This window comes from Citrobacter sp. Cu231 (assembly GCF_030332265.1).
In the GTDB taxonomy this organism is placed as follows: Bacteria; Pseudomonadota; Gammaproteobacteria; order Enterobacterales; family Enterobacteriaceae; genus Citrobacter; species Citrobacter meridianamericanus.
Map to the genome: position 1 here is coordinate 266927 of NZ_JAOWIE010000029.1, position 20224 is coordinate 287150.

General features: G+C 51.6%; 18 protein-coding genes, 1 tRNA gene and 1 riboswitch. Of the genes, 11 read left to right on the top strand and 8 right to left on the bottom strand.

Translation table 11 applies throughout. The annotated features are described in order from the left end of the window. The first annotated feature begins 21 nt into the window (after positions 1 to 21). Positions 22 to 525, top strand: coding sequence for a TRAP transporter small permease (locus OGY15_RS04315; protein WP_151218399.1), 504 nt, complete (start codon positions 22 to 24; stop codon positions 523 to 525). Next, positions 525 to 1826: a TRAP transporter large permease gene (locus tag OGY15_RS04320; protein WP_151218359.1), complete on the top strand. Its 1302-nt coding sequence runs from the start codon at positions 525 to 527 to the stop codon at positions 1824 to 1826. Before OGY15_RS04315 ends, OGY15_RS04320 begins: the two co-directional genes overlap by 1 nt. A 73-nt stretch (positions 1827 to 1899) precedes the next feature. Here the strand turns inward: OGY15_RS04320 and ansB are convergent, their stop codons facing one another. From ansB to trmB, 4 genes are all read right to left on the bottom strand, one after another. Further along, a complete protein-coding gene (ansB, locus tag OGY15_RS04325) occupies positions 1900 to 2946 on the bottom strand; it encodes an L-asparaginase 2 (RefSeq protein WP_101742768.1) in 1047 nt (348 codons plus the stop codon). A 188-nt stretch (positions 2947 to 3134) separates the two neighbouring features. Next, positions 3135 to 3854, bottom strand: coding sequence for a YggN family protein (locus OGY15_RS04330; RefSeq protein ID WP_187253189.1), 720 nt, complete (start codon positions 3852 to 3854; stop codon positions 3135 to 3137). Between the two features lie 49 nt (positions 3855 to 3903). Continuing rightward, positions 3904 to 4230 carry a YggL family protein gene (locus OGY15_RS04335; protein ID WP_016154406.1) on the bottom strand — a complete coding sequence of 109 codons (327 nt, stop codon included), beginning with the start codon at positions 4228 to 4230 and terminating at the stop codon, positions 3904 to 3906. Beyond that, a complete protein-coding gene (gene trmB, locus OGY15_RS04340) occupies positions 4230 to 4949 on the bottom strand; it encodes a tRNA (guanosine(46)-N7)-methyltransferase TrmB (protein WP_151218360.1) in 720 nt (239 codons plus the stop codon). Before trmB ends, OGY15_RS04335 begins: the two co-directional genes overlap by 1 nt. 160 nt (positions 4950 to 5109) lie before the next feature. On the opposite strand from trmB, the gene mutY reads away from it, so the two are divergent. From mutY to OGY15_RS04360, 4 genes are all read left to right on the top strand, one after another. After that, the gene (gene mutY / locus OGY15_RS04345; protein WP_187253190.1) at positions 5110 to 6162 is read left to right on the top strand and encodes an A/G-specific adenine glycosylase; all 1053 of its coding nucleotides are present in this window, start codon (positions 5110 to 5112) and stop codon (positions 6160 to 6162) included. Positions 6163 to 6189: 27 nt separating this feature from the next. Beyond that, entirely contained in the window at positions 6190 to 6459 is a 270-nt protein-coding gene (locus tag OGY15_RS04350) for an oxidative damage protection protein (protein ID WP_003027126.1), read from the top strand. 86 nt (positions 6460 to 6545) lie between these two features. Beyond that, positions 6546 to 7631 carry a membrane-bound lytic murein transglycosylase MltC gene (mltC, locus tag OGY15_RS04355; RefSeq protein ID WP_286538471.1) on the top strand — a complete coding sequence of 362 codons (1086 nt, stop codon included), beginning with the start codon at positions 6546 to 6548 and terminating at the stop codon, positions 7629 to 7631. Between the two features lie 210 nt (positions 7632 to 7841). After that, the gene (locus OGY15_RS04360; RefSeq protein WP_003027130.1) at positions 7842 to 9098 is read left to right on the top strand and encodes a nucleoside permease; all 1257 of its coding nucleotides are present in this window, start codon (positions 7842 to 7844) and stop codon (positions 9096 to 9098) included. A gap of 52 nt (positions 9099 to 9150) precedes the next feature. On the opposite strand, the gene OGY15_RS04365 is transcribed toward OGY15_RS04360, so the two are convergent. Further along, positions 9151 to 11286, bottom strand: a complete 2136-nt coding sequence (locus OGY15_RS04365; protein WP_187258988.1) for an ornithine decarboxylase — start codon at positions 11284 to 11286, stop codon at positions 9151 to 9153. Positions 11287 to 11766: 480 nt separating this feature from the next. Here OGY15_RS04365 and OGY15_RS04370 point away from each other — a divergent pair, with 480 nt between their 5' ends. From OGY15_RS04370 to eno, 5 genes are all read left to right on the top strand, one after another. After that, entirely contained in the window at positions 11767 to 12474 is a 708-nt protein-coding gene (locus OGY15_RS04370) for a DUF554 domain-containing protein (RefSeq protein WP_151218362.1), read from the top strand. A 105-nt stretch (positions 12475 to 12579) separates the two neighbouring features. Then, a tRNA-Phe gene (locus OGY15_RS04375) sits at positions 12580 to 12655 on the top strand. Positions 12656 to 13117: 462 nt separating this feature from the next. Further along, positions 13118 to 13193, top strand: a riboswitch (Fluoride riboswitch). A 42-nt stretch (positions 13194 to 13235) separates the two neighbouring features. Further along, entirely contained in the window at positions 13236 to 14198 is a 963-nt protein-coding gene (locus tag OGY15_RS04380) for a DHHA2 domain-containing protein (RefSeq protein ID WP_151218363.1), read from the top strand. 3 nt (positions 14199 to 14201) lie between these two features. Continuing rightward, on the top strand, positions 14202 to 14630 hold the full coding sequence (locus OGY15_RS04385) for a universal stress protein (protein ID WP_151218364.1): 429 nt from the start codon (positions 14202 to 14204) through the stop codon (positions 14628 to 14630). A gap of 15 nt (positions 14631 to 14645) precedes the next feature. Then, a complete protein-coding gene (gene eno / locus OGY15_RS04390) occupies positions 14646 to 15932 on the top strand; it encodes a phosphopyruvate hydratase (RefSeq protein ID WP_286538475.1) in 1287 nt (428 codons plus the stop codon). 555 nt (positions 15933 to 16487) lie between these two features. Here eno and OGY15_RS04400 read toward each other — a convergent pair. The 3 genes from OGY15_RS04400 to OGY15_RS04410 form a co-directional block, all read right to left on the bottom strand. Continuing rightward, on the bottom strand, positions 16488 to 17084 hold the full coding sequence (locus OGY15_RS04400) for a hypothetical protein (RefSeq protein ID WP_286538477.1): 597 nt from the start codon (positions 17082 to 17084) through the stop codon (positions 16488 to 16490). Between the two features lie 97 nt (positions 17085 to 17181). Continuing rightward, positions 17182 to 17631, bottom strand: a complete 450-nt coding sequence (gene afaD, locus OGY15_RS04405) for an AfaD family invasin (RefSeq protein WP_151218367.1) — start codon at positions 17629 to 17631, stop codon at positions 17182 to 17184. Beyond that, entirely contained in the window at positions 17628 to 20216 is a 2589-nt protein-coding gene (locus OGY15_RS04410) for a fimbria/pilus outer membrane usher protein (RefSeq protein ID WP_286538480.1), read from the bottom strand. Before OGY15_RS04410 ends, afaD begins: the two co-directional genes overlap by 4 nt. Positions 20217 to 20224: the final 8 nt, after the last annotated feature.

A 20224-nucleotide genomic window follows, 5' to 3' on the forward strand; every position in this document is an offset into this window, starting at 1 on the left:
CGTTTCACCAGGATCCTAATGATGATATTTAACCGCCTTAAACTTGCGGTAGACCGCGTCATTGCTACATTTTCGGTCACCGTAATGATTGCGCTGGTTGTCTGCGTAGTCTGGCAGGTTTTTAGCCGCTACGTACTCAATCAGCCCAGTACCTTAACTGACGAACTGGCGCGCTTCTTAATGATCTGGGTCGGATTATTAGGTGCAGCCTATACCGTAGGTGCCCAACGCCACCTGTCCATCGATCTACTGGCCATGTCGATCAATAAACGTAAACAGGCTTTGTTGAGCATATTCATTAATCTGCTGATTTTCGGCTTTGCTGGCTCAGTCATCGTCACTGGCGGTATCAAGCTGATTAATAAAACACTGGCAACGGCACAAGTTTCTGCGGCCATGCAAATACCGATGGGCTATGTGTATATCATCCTGCCGCTAAGCGGCGCAGTCATGATGTTCTACGCCCTGTGGTTTATTCACCAAAATGTTCAGCAATTGAAAAAATCTTCTCTGGGAGCAATTTGATGGACGGTTATATCGCACTTACCCTATTCGGCTGCTTCTTTGCTCTGGTATTTATTGGCGTACCTATCTCTTTCTCTATTGGCATTGCCACCGTGGCCTCCATGCTGCTGATGTTTCCCTGGGATGTTGCCGTTATCACCGTCTCTCAGCGCCTGGCAAATGGATTAGATAATTTTGCCCTACTGGCTATCCCATTTTTCATCTTCGCGGGTACGCTGATGAACAGCGGTGGGATCGCCATCCGGCTAATTAACCTGGCGCAGGTGATGGTTGGACGAGTTCCTGGTTCACTTGGTCATGTCAACGTGCTGGCAAACATGATGTTTGGTTCGATTTCCGGCTCTGCCGTTGCCGCTGCTGCCGCCGTTGGCGGTACACTTAATCCTATTCAGACAAAGCAAGGATACGATCCAACCTTCTCTACAGCCGTTAACGTTTCCTCCTGTATTACCGGGCTGTTAATCCCACCATCAAATGTGTTAATTGTGTTTTCTCTCACTGCCGGCGGTGTTTCGGTTGCCTCGTTGTTTATGGCGGGTTATTTACCTGGGATCCTGATGGGGCTTTCTATCATGGTGGTATGCGCGATTATCGCCAAACGCCGTGGTTATCCCTTGTCGGAAAGACCAACCTGCGCACAGGCAGTAAAAGCGCTTCTGGATGCGCTACCGAGTCTGTTACTGGTCATTATTGTGATGGGCGGTATTTTGGGTGGGATCTTTACCGCAACAGAAGCCTCAGCGATTGCTGTCATCTACACCTTCATTCTCTCGGTGCTGATTTATCGGGAAGTTAAATGGCGTGATTTACCAAAACTGATCCTGGAATCAGTCGTGATGACCTCTATTGTACTGTTACTGATCGGCTTCTCTGTCGGCATGTCCTGGGCAATGACCAATGCCGATATTCCTTATATGATCAGTGATACATTAATGGGTATTTCCGATAATCCACTGATTATTCTACTATTAATCAATATTGTATTGCTGGTTGTTGGGATCTTTATGGATATGACCCCGGCAGTACTGATCTTTACCCCCATTTTCTTGCCAATCGCTCAAGAGCTGGGTATGGATCCGGTACATTTCGGCATCATGATGGTCGCCAACCTGTGTATTGGTTTGCTGACACCACCTGTAGGAAGTGCATTGTTTGTGGGTTGTTCAATCTCAGGCGTGAAGATTCAGCAATTGATCAAACCCCTGCTGCCATTTTACGCCGCATTGCTGGTCGCACTTATGATGATCATATACATTCCACAGATCTCTCTGTTTATTCCACAGATGCTGGGGTTGATGTAAATACGAAGAGTTACAGAGACAAGCTATCTCTGGAGAATGCCCCAACGTTACGGTTGGGGCATTTTTTATGCAATTAGTACTGATTAAACATTTCCTGGATCTGCTTAGGATCCTTGGTCTGCGTCAGCGCCAGCTGCAGCAGCACGCGGGCTTTTTGCGGATTCAGCGAGCCTGAAGCCACAAAGCCGTACTTCGCATCATCAACTTCAGCATCCTGGGTGGTAGCGCCCGTTGGTACACGGGATGAACGCACCACAACGGTACCTTTATGCGCGGCAGTTGCCAGCGTATCGAAAATGGTTTTATACAGGTTACCGTTACCTACACCCGCACTGACGATCCCGGCGTACCCCGCGTCCACCAATGCTTTGGCTGGCAGGTCGGAGGCGTTAGCGTAGTTATAAACAATCCCAACTTTCGGCAGCTCGGTCAGCTTAGAAACATCGAACGGCGTGGATGTGGTGTGCTTACGCGCAGGCGTACGCTGGTAGTCGATTTTACCGTTATGGATATAGCCCAAAGGACCATAGTTAACGGATTTGAAGGTAGCGACATCCGTAGTGTTGGTTTTGGTCACGTCGCGACCATCCATAACGGTGTCGTTCATCACCACGAGCACACCGCGGTTGGCAGAGGCTTTATCTGCGGCGGTTACCACGGCGTTATATAAGTTGAACGGGCCATCAGCGCTCATACCCGTAGACGGACGCATAGCACCTACCAGCACCACAGGCTTGTTGCATTTGACAGTCAGATCGAGGAAATAGGCGGTTTCTTCCATGGTATCCGTACCATGTGTTACCACGAAGCCGTCTGTTTTATCACACTCGGTATTAATCTTTTTCGCCAGCGTTAACCAGACGTCGTCATTCATATCCTGGGAGCCGATGTTCACCACCTGCTCGCCTTTAACCACGGCGATATCTTTCAACTGAGGTACGGCTTCAACCAGATTTTCTACGCCGACCTTGCCTGCAGTGTAGTTAGATTTTGTCGCGGAATCACCACCGCCGGCAATCGTCCCACCGGTCGCTAAAATAGTGATATTTGGCAGTGCAAGCGCCGCGCCGCTGAAACCCATAACCAGTGCGGCAAGTGCCGTTCTCTTGAAAAACTCCATGTTATTTCTCCAGTTACTTGAATTTGCAGCATTATGTCTATCTCACAGATGAATAATGTGACGCCATCCAATTAACCAGATTTATATCTCCATCAAATTGTCATTCTTAGAGATGGATATCAAAAAAACAGAAATATACAAAATAAAACGGCACAGAATGTTTCTGTGCCGTTAAAAAGAGGTGAAGATTATTTCAGAGTGCTAACCAGCGTTTTACGATCGTTTTCCAGCGTCACGACGCGGGCACAAACATCTTTGCCAAATTGCTGGAAGTCTTGTTCCTGATTCTTCCATTCATTTTGAATTGAAGTCTGCAAACCACCGAGGCTTCCGAGTACGCCCTGCAGCGGATTACCGCCGCCTTTCAGCACGGCTTTGGCACCCATTTCGTTGATACTGTCCTGCAAAATACCGCCCATCGCCTGATTCACCAGTTGCTGTCCGTCCGCGCGAACCTGGTCAATCGCCTTATAATGGAAGGTCAGACCGTCAGTACGATGCTCAATGATCCGGTTCATCTGCTCTTTCAGTTGCGCATCGAGCTTGGTTAAACGCCCGCGCATATTGCTGCTTTCACCGACTTCTTTGGCAATGATTTTATCCAGCGCTACGCGACCTTTCTCAACACGCTCTCTGGCACCGTCGTCAATCCACGGCAGGCTGCTACGCAACGCCGCCTGATAATCTTTGGCCTGCTCACGCTGTGCGGCGCTCAGGGTGTACTGTTTACCATTGAAGGTGATATCTCCGGCCTGAGTAATCACCAGGTCGCCGTTCTCTCCCTTCACCTGAACCGTTTGTGGGCTCAAAATCACATCGTCACGCGGGGTGACGCTGCACTTATAATCTGCATGTGCGGCCATCGCCGTAAACGTCAGAACTGCCGCCAGCAGCGTTTTGCGCATCATATCTTTCCCTCAAGACAAATCGGGCCGGCATTTGCCGACCCTGTGCTACTTAGTCCCACCAAATATCGAAAAGTTCGCTGGTACGCACTTCTTCGAGCTTGTGCTCTTCCAGCCACTTACGCACGATTGCCTGATGTTCTTCGGTGCATTTGCCGATTTCCTGCAGACAGATCAAACCTTCCCAGGCCAGATAGCCGCTGCCATCAAAAGCCAGCTTGTTCGGTTCAATAACTTCATTGATAAAGTCATCAACGATTTGATCGACCTGCTCTCCAGATGTACCTTCCGGGAAACGCCATGCAACCGAAAATCCTACTTCCTGGAATTCGTCGATGTGCATCTTTTTACGCAGACGACGGCTACGGTTCTTTGCCATTATTTCACCCTCTCGAACATTAAGTCCCATACGCCGTGGCCAAGACGATGACCACGTTGTTCAAATTTGGTTACCGGGCGCGATTGTGGGCGCGGTACATAATCGTTACTCTCTGACTGGTTTTTATACCCGTCAATGGAGGACATCACTTCCAGCATGTGTTCCGCATAAGCTTCCCAGTCGGTTGCCATGTGGAATACGCCGCCCAGCTTCAGCTTGCTTAAGATGTGCTCAGCAAACGGTACCTGAACGATACGGCGTTTATTATGACGTGCTTTATGCCACGGGTCAGGGAAAAACAGCTGAACCATAGATAAAGAATTGTCAGGAATCATTTTATGCAGGACTTCAACGGCATCATGGCACATGACGCGCAGGTTTTCGACGCCCTCTTCATGCGCTGAAGCCAGACACGCGCCAACACCCGGGGAGTGAACCTCAATACCGAGGAAATTTTGCTCCGGACGCGCTTTCGCCATCGCCACCAGCGAAGCCCCCATACCAAAACCAATTTCAAGAGTGACTGGCGCATCACGACCAAACAGTTCAGCGAAATCCACGGGCTCTTCGCTGAACTCAACGCCCATCACCGGCCAGTAGTTTTCCAGCGCGTGTTCCTGCCCTTTGGTCAGTCGCCCCTGGCGACGAACAAAACTACGAATCCGGCGCAGAGGGCGGCCGTTTTCATCAAATTCCGGTGAAATGACGTCGTTCTTCATAAAAGTTTAGTCTGCTGTGTTTGAGTACTGAAAACGGGCATTATCCAAAGTTAGTTGCCGGATGCAAGTAAAGGAAGAAAGTGAGCAGCGGAAAGTTCCGGTTTACACCCCGTTGCCGCTGTGCTGCAATCTTGCCCCCGGCAATAATGAAACGATAATCATGCAAGCGTCTCAATTCTCGGCTCAGGTGTTGAGCTGGTACGACAAATACGGGCGGAAAACGCTACCCTGGCAAATTGACAAGACGCCTTACAAAGTATGGCTCTCTGAGGTGATGCTGCAACAAACCCAGGTTGCGACCGTAATCCCCTATTTTGAGCGTTTTATGGCGCGCTTCCCAACGGTAACAGATTTAGCCCATGCGCCGCTGGATGAAGTCCTGCATTTATGGACCGGGCTGGGCTATTACGCCCGAGCGCGTAATCTGCATAAAGCCGCGCAGCAGGTTGTCACGCTACATGGCGGCACATTCCCGCAAACCTTTGATGAGGTGGCTGCTCTGCCAGGCGTCGGACGTTCAACCGCAGGCGCGATCCTTTCTCTTTCTCTGGGTCAGCATTTTCCGATTCTCGACGGTAACGTCAAACGCGTGCTGGCTCGCTGTTATGCTGTAAGCGGCTGGCCGGGTAAAAAAGAGGTCGAAAAGAAGCTGTGGGAGTTGAGCGAGCAGGTGACGCCCGCCCATGGCGTTGAGCGATTTAATCAGGCGATGATGGATTTAGGCGCCATGGTCTGTACGCGATCCAAGCCTAAATGTTCTCTGTGTCCGTTGGATAATGGCTGTGTGGCCAGCGCCAATGCAAGCTGGGCGCTTTACCCGGGTAAAAAGCCCAAACAAACGCTGCCGGAACGGACGGGCTATTTTTTACTGATGCAGCATAATGACGAAGTATTGCTCGCGCAGCGCCCCCCCAGCGGCTTATGGGGTGGTTTATACTGTTTTCCGCAGTTTGACGATGAAAACGGGCTGCGCAACTGGCTGGCGCAACGGCAAATTAACGCAGATAATCTGACCCAACTTAATGCGTTTCGCCATACCTTTAGCCATTTCCACTTAGATATTGTGCCTATGTGGCTTCCCGTGTCTTCGTTCAGCTCATGCATGGATGAAGGCAACGCGCTCTGGTATAACTTAGCGCAACCGCCGTCGGTCGGACTGGCGGCCCCCGTGGAGCGTTTGTTACAGCAATTACGTGCCGGTACACACGTTTAACGTACCGGTCGATAGAGAGGATTTTTTATGAGCAGAACAATTTTTTGCACTTTCCTGCAACGCGAAGCCGAAGGCCAGGATTTTCAGCTGTACCCGGGCGATCTGGGGAAACGCATCTATAACGAAATTTCTAAAGAAGCATGGGCGCAATGGCAGCATAAGCAAACCATGCTGATTAACGAGAAGAAGCTTAATATGATGAACGTTGAGCACCGTAAACTGCTTGAGCAGGAGATGATCAATTTCCTGTTTGAAGGCAAAGATGTGCATATTGAAGGCTATACACCAGAGTCATAAGAACCGTTGCCGGATGACGCTGTGCTTATCCGGCCTACGATTTAATCTGGTCCTTGCAAATAACAAACACAACACGCACTCCCGGAATGATGAAAAAATTTCTCGCGCTTGCCGTTATTGCGCCGTTGCTCATCTCCTGTTCCAGTTCGACCAAAAAAGGCGATTCCTATAACGAAGCCTGGGTCAAGGATACCAACGGTTTTGATATTCTGATGGGGCAATTTGCCCATAACATTGAGAATCTGTGGGGGTTTAAGGAAGTGCTGATTGCGGGTCCAAAGGACTACGTAAAGTATACCGATCAGTATCAAACCCGCAGCCATATCAACTTTGATGACGGCACGATAACCGTCGAAACCATAGCCGGGACAGATCCCGCCGGACACCTGCGTCGGGCGATTATCAAGACATTGCTGATGGGCGATGATCCGGGGTCTATCGACCTCTATTCCGATGTCGACGACATTAAGATTTCCAAAGAGCCGTTCCTGTACGGGCAAGTGGTCGATAATACTGGCCAGCCAATTCGTTGGGAGGGCCGCGCCACCAATTTCGCTGACTATCTGCTGAAAACGCGCCTGAAAAGCCGCAGCAACGGTATTCGCATCATCTATAGCGTGACAATCAATCTGGTACCGAACCACCTTGATAAGCGCGCCCATAAATACGTCGGCATGGTGCGTCAGGCTTCGCGTAAGTATGGCATCGATGAGTCACTGATTCTGGCCATCATGCAAACCGAATCCTCATTTAACCCGTATGCGGTCAGCCATGCCGATGCGCTGGGGCTGATGCAGGTGGTGCAACACAGCGCCGGGAAAGATGTATTTCGTTCGCAGGGGCGCTCCGGCACACCGAGCCGTAGCTTCCTGTTTGACCCGGCCAGCAACATTGATACCGGTACCGCTTATCTGGCAATGCTCAATAATGTCTATTTAGGCGGCATTGATAATCCAACCTCCCGTCGCTATGCGGTGATCACCGCGTATAACGGCGGTGCGGGCAGCGTGCTACGCGTTTTCTCGAACGATAAAATTCAGGCCGCAAATATTATCAACAGCATGACCCCGGGGGACGTTTATCAAACGCTGACCACCCGACATCCGTCTGCTGAATCACGCCGATACCTTTACAAGGTCAATTCCGCACAAAAATCATATCGACGCCGCTAATATATCCCCTCTCCTGCCCCGGAAAACGGGGCCAGAAGAGGGTAAAGTGTTAACTCCATCACTCTTTTGCTTTGCAATCAGAAATTGTTTGCAAATATTTGTCACAGGTAACAAAAAAAGAGTGTCTCTCGTTGATAGAATCACATCATCAAGCCCCGGCAAATGTGCCTTTTAAAACATTCATCCGCATTACGGTGTGAGGAAATTAACATGAATCTTAAGCTGCAGCTGAAAGTGCTCTCGTTTCTGCAGTTCTGCTTATGGGGTAGTTGGCTCACTACCCTCGGCTCCTATATGTTTGTCACCCTAAAATTCGATGGTGCATCCATTGGCGCAGTGTATAGCTCGCTGGGGATCGCCGCCGTGTTTATGCCTACCCTGTTAGGGATCGTGGCCGACAAATGGATCAGTGCGAAATGGGTGTACGCCATTTGTCACCTGGTCGGCGCAGCCACGCTGTTCGCCGCAGCCGAAGTCACCACCCCTGGTGCCATGTTCTTTGTGATCTTGCTTAACTCCCTGGCCTATATGCCAACGCTGGGGTTAATCAACACCATTTCTTACTATCGCCTGCAGTCAGCCGGGATGGATATCGTTACAGACTTCCCGCCAATTCGTATTTGGGGCACCATCGGCTTTATTATGGCGATGTGGGGAGTAAGCTTCTCCGGCTTCGAGCTGAGTCATATGCAGCTGTATATCGGTGCCACGCTGTCCGTTGTTTTGGCGCTGTTCACGCTGACGCTGCCGCATATTCCGGTTGCTAACCAGCAGAAAAACCAGAGCTGGTCGTCCATGCTGGGCCTGGATGCTTTCGCGCTGTTTAAAAACAAGCGCATGGCGATTTTCTTCATCTTCTCAATGATGCTGGGCGCTGAGCTGCAAATTACCAATATGTTCGGTAATACCTTCCTGCACAGCTTCGATAACAACCCGCTGTTCTCCGGTAGCTTCATCGTTGAACACGCCTCGGTGATGATGTCGATCTCGCAGATTTCCGAGACGCTGTTTATCCTGACCATCCCATTCTTCTTGAGCCGTTACGGTATTAAGAATGTAATGCTGATCAGTATTGTGGCGTGGATGTTGCGCTTCGGCCTGTTTGCCTACGGCGATCCAACGCCGTTCGGTACCGTGCTGCTGGTTCTGTCGATGATTGTTTACGGCTGCGCCTTCGACTTCTTCAACATCTCTGGCTCGGTGTTCGTAGAGAAAGAAGTTCGCCCTGAAATCCGCGCCAGCGCACAAGGTATGTTCCTGATGATGACCAACGGCTTCGGCTGTATTCTTGGCGGTCTGGTGAGCGGTAAAGTGGTTGAACACTATACGCTGAACGGTATTACCGACTGGCAGACCGTATGGCTGATCTTCGCTGGCTACTCGCTGGTACTGGCTTTTGCCTTCGTGGCGCTGTTTAAATACAAACACGTACGCGTTCCGGCTGGCACCCAAACTATCGCGCACTAACGTTTACGCAGAGAAAAGCGGGTTACCAAAAGGTAACCCGCTTTTTTTGTGCTTACTTCACAACATATCCATACAGACGCTTAATACCGTCTGCATCCGTTTCACTGTAAACGCCTTGCAGCTCCGGCGAAAAGCCCGGCAGCAGGTTTATGCCCTCTTCCAGCGCCAGGAAATAACGTTGCACTGCCCCGCCCCAGACTTCACCCGGTACCACGCACAGCACGCCCGGAGGATAAGGCAGCGCACCTTCTGCAGCAACGCGACCTGCGGCATCACAAATACGCACCAGTTCAACATCACCACGGATAAAGGCGCTGTTGGCATCCTGCGGGTTCATCGCCACGGCAGGTAAACTCTCCTGGCGGAACATCGCTTTTTGCAGATCCTTCACATCAAAGCTGACGTATAAATCGTGCATCTCCTGACACAGTTCACGCAGCGTGTAATCCCGGTAACGTACCGGATACTTGTTGAAGATGGAGGGCAGCACGTCTGCCAGCGGCGTATCGTCCTCAATATGCTGCTCAAACTGCGCCAACATCGCCACCAGTTGCGCCAGTTTCTCGGGGCTTTCTGCCGGGGTCAGCAGAAACAAAATCGAGTTAAGGTCGCATTTCTCCGGCACGATACCGTTTTCACGCAGGTAATGCGCCAGAATCGTCGCCGGAATACCAAACTCAGTATATTGTCCTGTTTGCGCATTAATGCCTGGAGTGGTTAACAACAGCTTGCAGGGATCAACGAAATACTGGTCGCGCGCATAGCCGGAAAAACCATGCCATTTAGCGCCCGGTTCAAAGCTAAAGAAGCGGCGCTCGCTGGCGATCACCGGCGTTGGATAGCTTTCCCACGGTTTGCCATCAACTACCGGAGGAATAAACGGCTGAATCATCTTACAGCAGGCAATAATCGCTTTACGGGCCTCGATCCCCAGCGCCACACACTCCGCCCATAGCCGACGACCGCTCTCGCCTTCATGGATTTTGGCGTTCACATCCAGCGCCGCAAACAGCGGGTAAAACGGACTGGTGGAAGCATGCAGCATAAACGCATTATTCAGACGCTTATGCGGGCAGAATCGCGCCTGACCACGAATATGGTTATCCTTTTTGTGGATCTGCGAGGTTTGCGAGAATCCGGCCTGCTGTTTGTGTACCGACTGGGTGACAAAGATCCCCGGATCGTCAGCATTGAGCTCCAGTAGCAGCGGTGACCCATCGGCCATCATCGGGATAAATTGCTCGTAGCCAACCCAGGCAGAATCAAACAGGATGTAATCGCACAGACTACCGATCTTGTCGATCACTTGTCGGGCGTTGTAGATCGTACCATCATAGGTACCCAGTTGAATGATCGCCAGACGGAACGGACGCGGCTGGTCAGCCTTGTGCGGCGCAACTTCGCGCAGTTGCTGGCGCAGATACGCCTCATCAAAGCAGTGCTCATCAATACCGCCAATAAAACCAAATGGATTACGCGCCGCTTCCAGATAAACCGGCGTCGCACCGGCCTGGATCAGCGCGCCGTGGTGGTTGGACTTATGGTTGTTGCGGTCAAACAACACCAGATCGCCGCGTGTCAGCAGCGCATTGGTCACCACTTTATTCGCCGCAGAAGTCCCATTCAGCACAAAGTAGGTTTTATCCGCATGGAAAACTTTCGCGGCAAATTTCTGCGCATGTTTCGCTGATCCCTCATGAATCAGCAGATCGCCCAGTTTAACGTCAGCGTTGCACATATCCGCGCGGAACAGGTTCTCGCCAAAGAACTCGTAGAAATGTCGTCCCGCCGGATGCTTTTTAAAAAACTCACCGTGCTGGTGCCCCGGACAAGCAAACGTGCTGTTCCCCATCTCGACATACTGGGTGAGCGTGTCATAGAACGGCGGCAGCAATGCTTCCTCATACTGACAGGCAGCAGACTCCAGCTCCAGCCAGTCCTGAGGCTGACCGTGAATCACCACGTTAACGCCCGCAGGCACATCGACATCAAACTCTGCGAACAAAAACACCGGTATATGAAAACCGGTACGTTTCAGCAAGGCCAGGATCCCACTGCGGCTGTCCGCAACGGTAATGACGACTGCCGCAACGTCAGTAAAATCGGTGCTGTCCAGTGAAACCACCTGGCGATGGCTGGAAAGACGAGAAGCCAGTTCACCACTGGCGGCAATTTTCATTGATTTCATAAGCGCAATAACCCGTTTCGGGAAAATCAAAAGTCCCGGACAAAGCCGCATTGCTTTGCCCACGAAATGACGGGTCAAACTGGTTACCAGCCCCGACCGCCAGACATCAGTAAAAGCAGATAGCCTCTGATTTTACTGTTATCCTGCAGTGAGCGTACGCTGCCCTCACCGCATGGTGAGAGCGTGAAGATAAGTCGCAGAAAGGGGCAAACGTCGCGCAAAAAGGCGATGTTGAAGGCGATGTTGAAGGCGATGTAGGGGAAGTAATATCATCCCAGGCAGCCCCATTCAGACAGGATAAAATTCGCGCAATCATGGCACCTTTCACCTACAGGCGCAAGATAAAATCCTGTGCTTAAACCTCACAGATAAACAAGCATTTCGTCTTAAAATAGCGGCATAATAATTCAATCTGAAACATAATTTCACCCAGCTAATTGCCTTTAGCATCAAGACGATAATGGGTATGCAGGAGCTAATGTGGTAATCGGACCGTTTATTAATGCCAGCGCCATTTTATTTGGTGGCGTTCTCGGCGCGCTGCTCAGCCAGCACTTACCCGAACGTATTCGGATCTCAATGACCTCAATATTCGGGTTGTGCTCGTTGGGAATTGGTATCTTGTTGGTTATCAAATGCGTTAACTTGCCGGTGATGGTTCTGGCAACGTTGGTCGGCGCATTAATTGGCGAATTCTGCCATCTGGAAAAAGGAATCAATGCCGCAGTAGCCAAAGCGCAACAGCTTTTCACCCGCTCGGACACCAACGTTACACACGAATCCTTTATCCAAAACTATGTGGCGATCATCGTGCTGTTTTGCGCCAGCGGGACCGGGATATTCGGGGCGATCCATGAAGGGATGACCGGCGATCCTAATATTTTAATCGCCAAGTCATTTCTCGATTTCTTCACCGCTATTATCTTCGCCTGCTCGCTAGGGATCGCCGTGTCTGCCATTTTCATACCGATGCTGGCAATTCAGTTGACGCTTGCCACCTGTGCTGCACTAATTTTGCCTCTGACGACGCCCGCCATGATGGCTGATTTCAGCGCTGTAGGCGGACTGTTGCTACTGGCAACCGGTTTGCGGATTTGCGGCATCAAAATGTTTGCGGTTGTGAATATGCTTCCTGCCCTGCTGCTGGCAATGCCGCTTTCCGCCGCGTGGACAGCATTTTTTGCCTGAGAATGCGTGCAATACCAGCAATGTGGTGATAGATTGTGCAGTCTGCATTGATTTGAAGAAATTTCGTTGACGAAGCGAAGCGAATCGGGTTTAATGCGCCTCGTTGCCCGGATAGCTCAGTCGGTAGAGCAGGGGATTGAAAATCCCCGTGTCCTTGGTTCGATTCCGAGTCCGGGCACCACTATTTAGAAAAACCAGCCTTAGGGCTGGTTTTTTGCGTTTGGGGTTCCGGTAGATATCTGGTCGAGATGCCCGCTGATGCCCCTGCCCTGCTTCTACCATCCAGCATGAGCATTTCTCTTGAGCAGCTACCAGCCCCTCTGGTCGCTATAGCCCTGTCTGTCAGACTTCAAATCCCCAATCGACACTATATTTCACATGAGTACCTGGCTGACAGATTCATTACTGCACGGCTATATCCGGTCTTTGTCCGGTCTGAAGTCAAACGCGAACCACCAGCACTAACTCTACCCCCAGCTCTCAACAACAATCCCTATATCAAGCCGAACATTTTTCACTCTGATTGATTTAGCTTTAGTCATCTTTTGGGTGTTATGCCTACGATATCAATATGATTCAGAATGACCACAAAATCAGAGCGCAACAATTAATATTGATTTAATACAAAGCCCCATATAAGATGGTTTTACAAGGTGATGGTGTTCCACCTTTCCCAACCGCCGGTGTTTTCAATACCGGATGATGACGCCTGATATACAGTTAAATTAGTCCTATTACGGGCATGTATGTCAGGTATCGCTATGCAAAATAAAACCATATTACCGCTTACCGCAAAATCTCTCTCTTCTCAAAGAGAGAATTCAATCTATGTCTTCGGTCATAAAAATCCTGACAGTGATGCTGTCTGCAGCGCGCTGGTTGTGGCTGACTGGCTTAATTACACAGGTCGTCCTGCAACCCCATGGCGTCTTGGAGAGATCACCCCAGAGACCCAATATATCCTAAACGTCGCAGGTGTTTCACAGCCCGATTTACTCACCGCCGACCTGACTGATAAAACCGTATGGCTGGTTGATTTTACAGATGCGGAGCAAGGGCCCTCTTCGCTGATGGACAGCAACGTCATCGGCATCATTGACCATCATCGTATTGGCACCCTCATTACTCACAATCCACCGGATGTCTGGGTGCGGGCGGTAGGATGCTGCGCAACCGTGATTCTCTCGATCCTTCAGCATGGCATTCCGATGCCGGTAACGGCCGCTCAGGCTGTGCTACTGATGGGGGCGATCCTCAGTGATACCGTTGCGCTGACCAGCCCCACAACCACCATCCAGGATCAGGAAGCCGTAGCTGTTTTGCGGGAAATCGCCGACATCGATTATGGCCAGTTTGTGGCCGGACTGCTGCGTGCCAAAACAGATATAGCCGGGCAATCCGCATTAGCATTACTCAACCGTGACGCCAAAAATTACCGGATCCATGATGTGCCGCTGTTGTTGTCACAAATTGAGGTACGCAACATGGCTGATATCACTCCCCTGTTACCTGCGCTGCTGCAGGAAATAGATAAAACCAGCAAGAACAGTGCGCAGGAAATGGTGATCCTGATGGTGACAGACATCACCAGCCGGAACTCCGTGTTGTTTTTTTCAGACAGCAGCCTGACAGGTTCCCGCCAGGAGTCACTGCCCGGCATGACAAGCCGGAAAAAAGAAATCCTCCCCTGGCTGACCGACCGCATCGCTTCTTATAAGAGGTGATTTATGCAAATTTATCGGCATGCATTGTTACTTGTAGAAAATGAAACTGACGGCCTGCTGTTGCTTGAGCAGGCAGAAGGTCTGGCAAAAGAGATGGGGACCCGTATTACTGTCGGCCATCTCAGCGCTGACTACCGAGAGCTGGATTACACCAGTGATTCATTAATCAAAGATCGTCAATCCCAAGACGTTATTGATGCAAAAGCAATGCTGAGCCGCCTGGTGGAGTCCAGCAGTGTTGATATCGAAGTCAGGTCCATCGTCAGCATTCATCGTTTCCGTGACGTCGAAGCCGTTGTGCAGCACGAAGATATCGACCTGGTCATGCTGGGGCATAAAAATCACCTGTTCGGTTTTTTTTCCTCCTTTTCTTTTGAATTCATCAATCACCTTTCTGTTGATGTTCTGATTAAACATATTCCAACCCCTTAAAAGAAGGTCAAACTTATGAATTTTGAAATTGAACGTATTGTCGCAAGAGAGATTCTGGATTCCCGTGGCAACCCAACCGTAGAGGTTGAAGTGACGTCTGTGGGTGGCTGTATGGCACGGGCCTCCGTTCCTTCCGGTGCCAGCACCGGCTCCCGTGAAGCCATCGAGCATCGCGATGGTGACAAGACCCGTTTTGGCGGTAAAGGCGTCCAGGATGCGGTCCGCTGTATCAATACCGAAATTAACGATGCTCTGCAGGGCTACGATGTACGCCGCCAGAAGGAAATTGACAACTGCCTGATCGCCCTTGACGGCACAGAAAACAAAGGCCGCCTGGGCGCCAATGCGATCCTTGGCGTGTCGCTGGCAGTATCCCGCCTGGCGGCTCAACTCTCCTCGACCCCGCTCTACCGCTATCTGGGTGGCGTCGGCGCGAATCTGCTGCCAGTTCCCTGTATGAATATCATTAACGGCGGGGTTCATGCTCGCTGGCAAGGTGCAGATTTTCAGGAGTTTATGATTGCACCGTGGGGGGCGTCTTCCATACGTGAAGCTATTCGCTGGGGTAGCGAGGTTTACCAGGCCCTGTGTCAGGTTCTGCTGGAAAAAGGTTTATCCACCGGTGTGGGCGATGAAGGAGGATTTGCACCGGCTGTTTCCTCAAATCGCCAGCCGCTGGAGCTTATCGTGGAAGCAATTAACAAGGCGGGATACCGCCCGGGCGAAGATATCGTTATTTGTATGGATCCGGCTTCCAGTGAATTCTACACCGATGGAAAATATATCCTGCGTACCGAAAATGCCCGGCTCAGCGCCGACGAAATGACCCGCTACTATGAGCAATTGGTGAATGATTTCCCGATTGTCCTGATTGAAGATGGCCTGGCGGAAGACGACTGGGCTGGCTGGCAGATCCTGCACCGCGCGCTCGGCGATAAAGTTGAGCTGGTTGGGGATGATATCTTTGTGACCAACGTGAAATATATCCAGCGAGGTATCGATGAAAACCTGGCCAATGCCGCATTGATAAAACTGAACCAGATAGGCACCCTGAGTGAAACTATTGAAGCTGTCCAGTTGTGTCAGGATAACAACTGGGGAACCTTTATTTCGCACCGGAGCGGAGAAACTGTGGACAGCTTCATTGCGGATATGACTGTCGGCCTGCGAGCCGGTCATCTGAAAACCGGCGCCCCCAGCCGCGGGGAACGCATTGAGAAATACAATCAACTGATGCGTATTGAAGATGAATTAGGTGACGCCGCTATCTTTGCCGGTAAAACCGCCTTCAAAAAACGCTGATTCCGTCATCCTTCCCGTATGCTCAGATACGGGAAGGGCTAAGGTGGTCCTGCGAACTGAAAAATACTCATACTATCAACAGCAATGGGAATCCTGGCAACATGTCTGGTATTCCCGATCGCTGATGTCTTTTTTAACGTACTGCCGGATGATACCAGTGCCGTTGTAATTGCTCTGTTCATCGGAAGCCGCCCCCATCCCCTGATACGTCACCTCCTTGACCGGGAGCCAGATAAATTCGGGGAATCATTACCAACAAATGAATGGGTCCAGGTCCTTCAGGTTCAGTCGCTGTGGGTAACAGGCAAATAACAGTTTATGGGAAAAACTATTTTACTCCGTCATGGCAAAAATCAATGGAGTCAGCAAAATCGTTTTACCGGATGAGCCGGGATTGCAAAAGTAATAGACCGTGTAAATTTGGAAAGAAGATCATCGTAAGCAGGCTGGTCAAATACGACCAGTGGTATATTCCTGTTGATGGCCCGGTAAAGGATGCTTATCCCGGACCATCAGGACAAATGCCCGACAGACTGACAATCAGCTAACTCGGGATCAGGCCTTGTTTGCACTGACGTCGAGTTTCAGAACGAAACTCTTTGATTTGACTTTATCGATATTCGTAATCATCTTAGGACTAGAACCTGACATGTCATACAGCATTCCCGATATGCTTCCTGCTTCATCTTTATTGAAAATTGTCTCGACCCCATCTCCGGTTTTCGCTTTGGACCACTCGTGTGCTTTACCGCCTCCAGTCGGTGCCCATATCAGTATCATAGCTTCGTCGGATGACTGCCCTGTCCCGTCAGGCATGGTATAACCCACTGCATAAGGGTTTACGTTACCACCGGGGAAAGTTGTATACGTCTGTCCTTTCGCAGTAGCCACAACCGCCTGAGGACCATTTGTGTAGTTACCAACGCCGCCGGTTCCCAGATTAACTACTCCACCAATGTCCACACTGACAATATCGCTGGGGGTTACCGTAAAAGAGAAAGCGATCGGTTTATTAACTACCCATAATATTGGCTGTTCTCCACCTTTGACTTGGTTCCAGGTAACTGCAGACGAGGTCGCGGCGCTCGAAATACCGCTCATCAGACCTGCTGACAGAAGTGCAACGACCATGACTGTTTTTTGTATTTTCATCTCTGTTTTCCTTACGTTTTATGCTTACTGTTTTCTACGTTATTTGACGGGATGAACGCGCTGACTATTGCCAGCCCTCGCACGCCCGTCACGTGCCTTATTCCTGGCGCAGATCGCCTTTTACTTGGATCACATACGTGTCCGCAGGAATCGTCTGATCAACAGACGAAACCAGTATGAAGCTGGCCTGCTTGTCGCTGCCTGGGTACACCCATCGCTGCTCCGGACTGATATCTCCGGCGTACCACCCGTCACCCGACAGGCACACGCGCACGACATGAGCTCTCTTTGTCTTTCCCGTCAGCCGGTAACATCCCGGTCGGTCGCCGTCCGTTTCATTATCCAGCCACAGCGCATACCCGCTGTGCGTGACACTACTGCGGATTTCTCCCCGCCCCAGTACTGTCCCTGCCCGCACCGGGCCAGCCACGGTATGACGGGTCATCTGCAGTACCACTCTTACCGTTTCAGCGCGAACTGGCAGCATCGCCAGCAGCAGCGCGGTCAGTAACCCCCAGGCGACCAGTTGGCCTGTCGCGAATCTCATTTCTGCCCTCCCGTTATTGCCTTTTGGTCACTCTCTCGACATACCGCCTTTAGCCGGTACACTCCGCCACCACCCGGTTTTTCTGGTAACTGATACAATGCCTCACAGGCATGTGTTCCCATGCTCGCTGTTAGTCTCCCTGATGGCGGTAATCCACTCATGTACACTGTCCCGCCGTCACCCGTGATACCGCTCTCTACTGTCGCTGTCCCCGCCAGGGAAACCAATGCACCAAATGGCACCGCCATTCCGTCAGTTCGGGTCAGTGTTATCAGTGCGCGGGCGCCTATCCGTGGATCAAAATGCGCTCGAATCACCGCCCCACGGGTCGGCACCACCTTCACATCCGTCTGTCCCACCTCCGCATCTTCCGGCAACGTCGACACGTCCAGACTGACTGTATTTATCTGGTACGGCGCAAGGGTGTTCTCTGTGGTGTAACCGAAGAGGTCTGTCTGCACGCCAGGCATATAGCCAACCGATACCCCGGCGACTCCTGGGATTTCTATTAACCCGGTCGTGTCTCCAGGCGTCTGCCCCAGCGTGATACCGTGGCGGTGTATCAACATTCCGCCGTCTAGCTCTGCACTCATGTAACGCTGGCTGCGACTGTAGCTGTAACTTCCCGAGACACTGCCGTATCCACCTGTCCAACCCGCACTGAGGCCCCGGACCGCATCTTGCGTGCGCTCCCCACCAGAGTACATCTGCTGGCTCAGACCCCAGTTCAGACGACTGTCATATCCGCTCCCGCTGATACCCACCGAATGGATCACTTGTCCATCTCCGGAACGGACCTGATAATTCGCCGAAGGCGACCCTCCCAGCCAATGTGATAACGGCACGCTCATTGACAGCGCCATCATCTTCTCCCTCCGGTTACGGGTACTCACATAGTTGACGCTCAGATTCATGCTGATGTACCGCCAGCTGTAGCTATAGCCATACCCGGTATTCAACGTGTCCTCATGTTCCCCGTCCTGCCATTGTGTTCGACTTCCAGACGCATATATTGTCCCTAGTTCGCCCAACGTCTGGCTAACTTGCATGGTGGTTGCATAACGCCGCCCCTGAAGGTCACGCGGGGAAAAGTGCTGTGGCGTCCACCCAAAATCGTCATCAAACGGCGACAGGTCCCCCCGGGTATCGTCCATCACTTCTGAAAGCGTGTGATATCGACCGGTCGGATACCACTCACTGCTAGCCGACAGACCTGTTCCTGTGGCCTCCAGATATTTGTTGTAACGCACCCGTATTGCAGTTCCCTCTTCACGCCGTCCGTCACGGAATCGTCCCCGGGTGGCTGTGATATCTGCAGATACCGCGCCCAGATAACTCAGCATCAGCCCCGCGCCAAGGGATGCGGACTGGTACCGTTCTCCGCCTAGCATCCCGCCATACAAGGTTACGTTCGACGGCAGGCCATACATCAGCGTCGCCAGGCCCAGAGATGAACGCCCGCTATCTCCTCCCGCCGTTTCTGCTGAGGAGCGGTATTGACCCGCCATCACGCTGTATTTCATATAGCCAGCACGCAGCGCCACTGGTGGTACGGTATAGGGCACAGTGAACCGCTGCGTCGGCCCCTGGGATTCCACCACTGTGACCTGCAAGTCACCACTGCCCATCATTCCGGGCAAGTCTGTGACGGCAAATGGCCCAGCAGCAACATGTCGGCTGTACAACAGATACCCGTTTTGGCGAATCTCCAACTGCGCCGGACTCCGGGCTATCCCGCGCACGGCTGGCGCAAACTCTCGCAGGGCACTCGGTATCATCGCCTCATCCGTTGCGAGCATCACGCCGCGAAACGGCACACTGTCAAACACATCCGACGGGGTAGCGCTTTCTCCCAGCGTCAGTCGACTCTTCAACCGAATTATTCCTCTCTCTACGTAGCTCTGCTGCCGCTCCCAGCGTCCAGGGCTTTGCCCGTTTCGCTGCCAGTTGAGGATGTTCCGTAGCCGCCAGGGGCCCAGGTTGGCTCCGGGGGTCAGCCGCAAATAAGCCGAATCCATATGGCTGCCTGCGCCCGTGGTCTGCTGTGACCGGTTGACGCTAACCTGGTAACCGCTCATCAGCGCAGGAATACCGTCGTCCCACATCGACTCCGGGGCGATCCCGTCAAAACGGGGTCGTAGGGCTGCCTGCGGAACGCTGATAATCAGTTGCTGGCGGAAAAAAGCGAACGTCATACTGCCCTGTGGGATAGCGTTTATTCGTGCACACTGCACGCCACCTTCTTCTCCTCCTCCTGTCGCCAGACCTGGATATTTCTCCGTGCGAATGCCATACCGCGATAACTGTTCCACCGTCAGACAGGGTTGCAGGGAACGCTTTCCGTCAGGCTCGCGCTGAAGATGAAAGGCCAGGTTCCGACGATCTACTATCTCTTCGCCAAGCACGATATTGACCGGATAGATGCCGGGCATCTGTGCCCCCTCTTCAAACAAAGAGAGGTCAACCATTGAGTTACCACCGTCCAGCATTGACGGATCAAAGGTATACGGTACTGCAAGGAGCTGACCGGACCAGATACCTGACAGAGATAGCGCCACCACACAGGACAGACGGAAATGCAGCATGTCCGGAA

Bases quoted from the DNA above. Each gene is read 5' to 3' on its own strand.
- OGY15_RS04365 (WP_187258988.1), bottom strand. From the start codon at position 11,286: ATGAAATCAATGAAAATTGCCGCCAGTGGTGAACTGGCTTCTCGTCTT.
- mltC (WP_286538471.1), top strand. From the start codon at position 6,546: ATGATGAAAAAATTTCTCGCGCTTGCCGTTATTGCGCCGTTGCTCATC.
- mutY (WP_187253190.1), top strand. From the start codon at position 5,110: ATGCAAGCGTCTCAATTCTCGGCTCAGGTGTTGAGCTGGTACGACAAA.
- OGY15_RS04350 (WP_003027126.1), top strand. From the start codon at position 6,190: ATGAGCAGAACAATTTTTTGCACTTTCCTGCAACGCGAAGCCGAAGGC.
- OGY15_RS04330 (WP_187253189.1), bottom strand. From the start codon at position 3,854: ATGATGCGCAAAACGCTGCTGGCGGCAGTTCTGACGTTTACGGCGATG.
- OGY15_RS04380 (WP_151218363.1), top strand. From the start codon at position 13,236: ATGCAAAATAAAACCATATTACCGCTTACCGCAAAATCTCTCTCTTCT.
- afaD (WP_151218367.1), bottom strand. From the start codon at position 17,631: ATGAGATTCGCGACAGGCCAACTGGTCGCCTGGGGGTTACTGACCGCG.
- OGY15_RS04360 (WP_003027130.1), top strand. From the start codon at position 7,842: ATGAATCTTAAGCTGCAGCTGAAAGTGCTCTCGTTTCTGCAGTTCTGC.
- OGY15_RS04400 (WP_286538477.1), bottom strand. From the start codon at position 17,084: ATGAAAATACAAAAAACAGTCATGGTCGTTGCACTTCTGTCAGCAGGT.
- trmB (WP_151218360.1), bottom strand. From the start codon at position 4,949: ATGAAGAACGACGTCATTTCACCGGAATTTGATGAAAACGGCCGCCCT.
- eno (WP_286538475.1), top strand. From the start codon at position 14,646: ATGAATTTTGAAATTGAACGTATTGTCGCAAGAGAGATTCTGGATTCC.
- OGY15_RS04410 (WP_286538480.1), bottom strand. From the start codon at position 20,216: ATGCTGCATTTCCGTCTGTCCTGTGTGGTGGCGCTATCTCTGTCAGGT.
- OGY15_RS04385 (WP_151218364.1), top strand. From the start codon at position 14,202: ATGCAAATTTATCGGCATGCATTGTTACTTGTAGAAAATGAAACTGAC.
- OGY15_RS04315 (WP_151218399.1), top strand. From the start codon at position 22: ATGATATTTAACCGCCTTAAACTTGCGGTAGACCGCGTCATTGCTACA.
- OGY15_RS04320 (WP_151218359.1), top strand. From the start codon at position 525: ATGGACGGTTATATCGCACTTACCCTATTCGGCTGCTTCTTTGCTCTG.
- OGY15_RS04335 (WP_016154406.1), bottom strand. From the start codon at position 4,230: ATGGCAAAGAACCGTAGCCGTCGTCTGCGTAAAAAGATGCACATCGAC.
- ansB (WP_101742768.1), bottom strand. From the start codon at position 2,946: ATGGAGTTTTTCAAGAGAACGGCACTTGCCGCACTGGTTATGGGTTTC.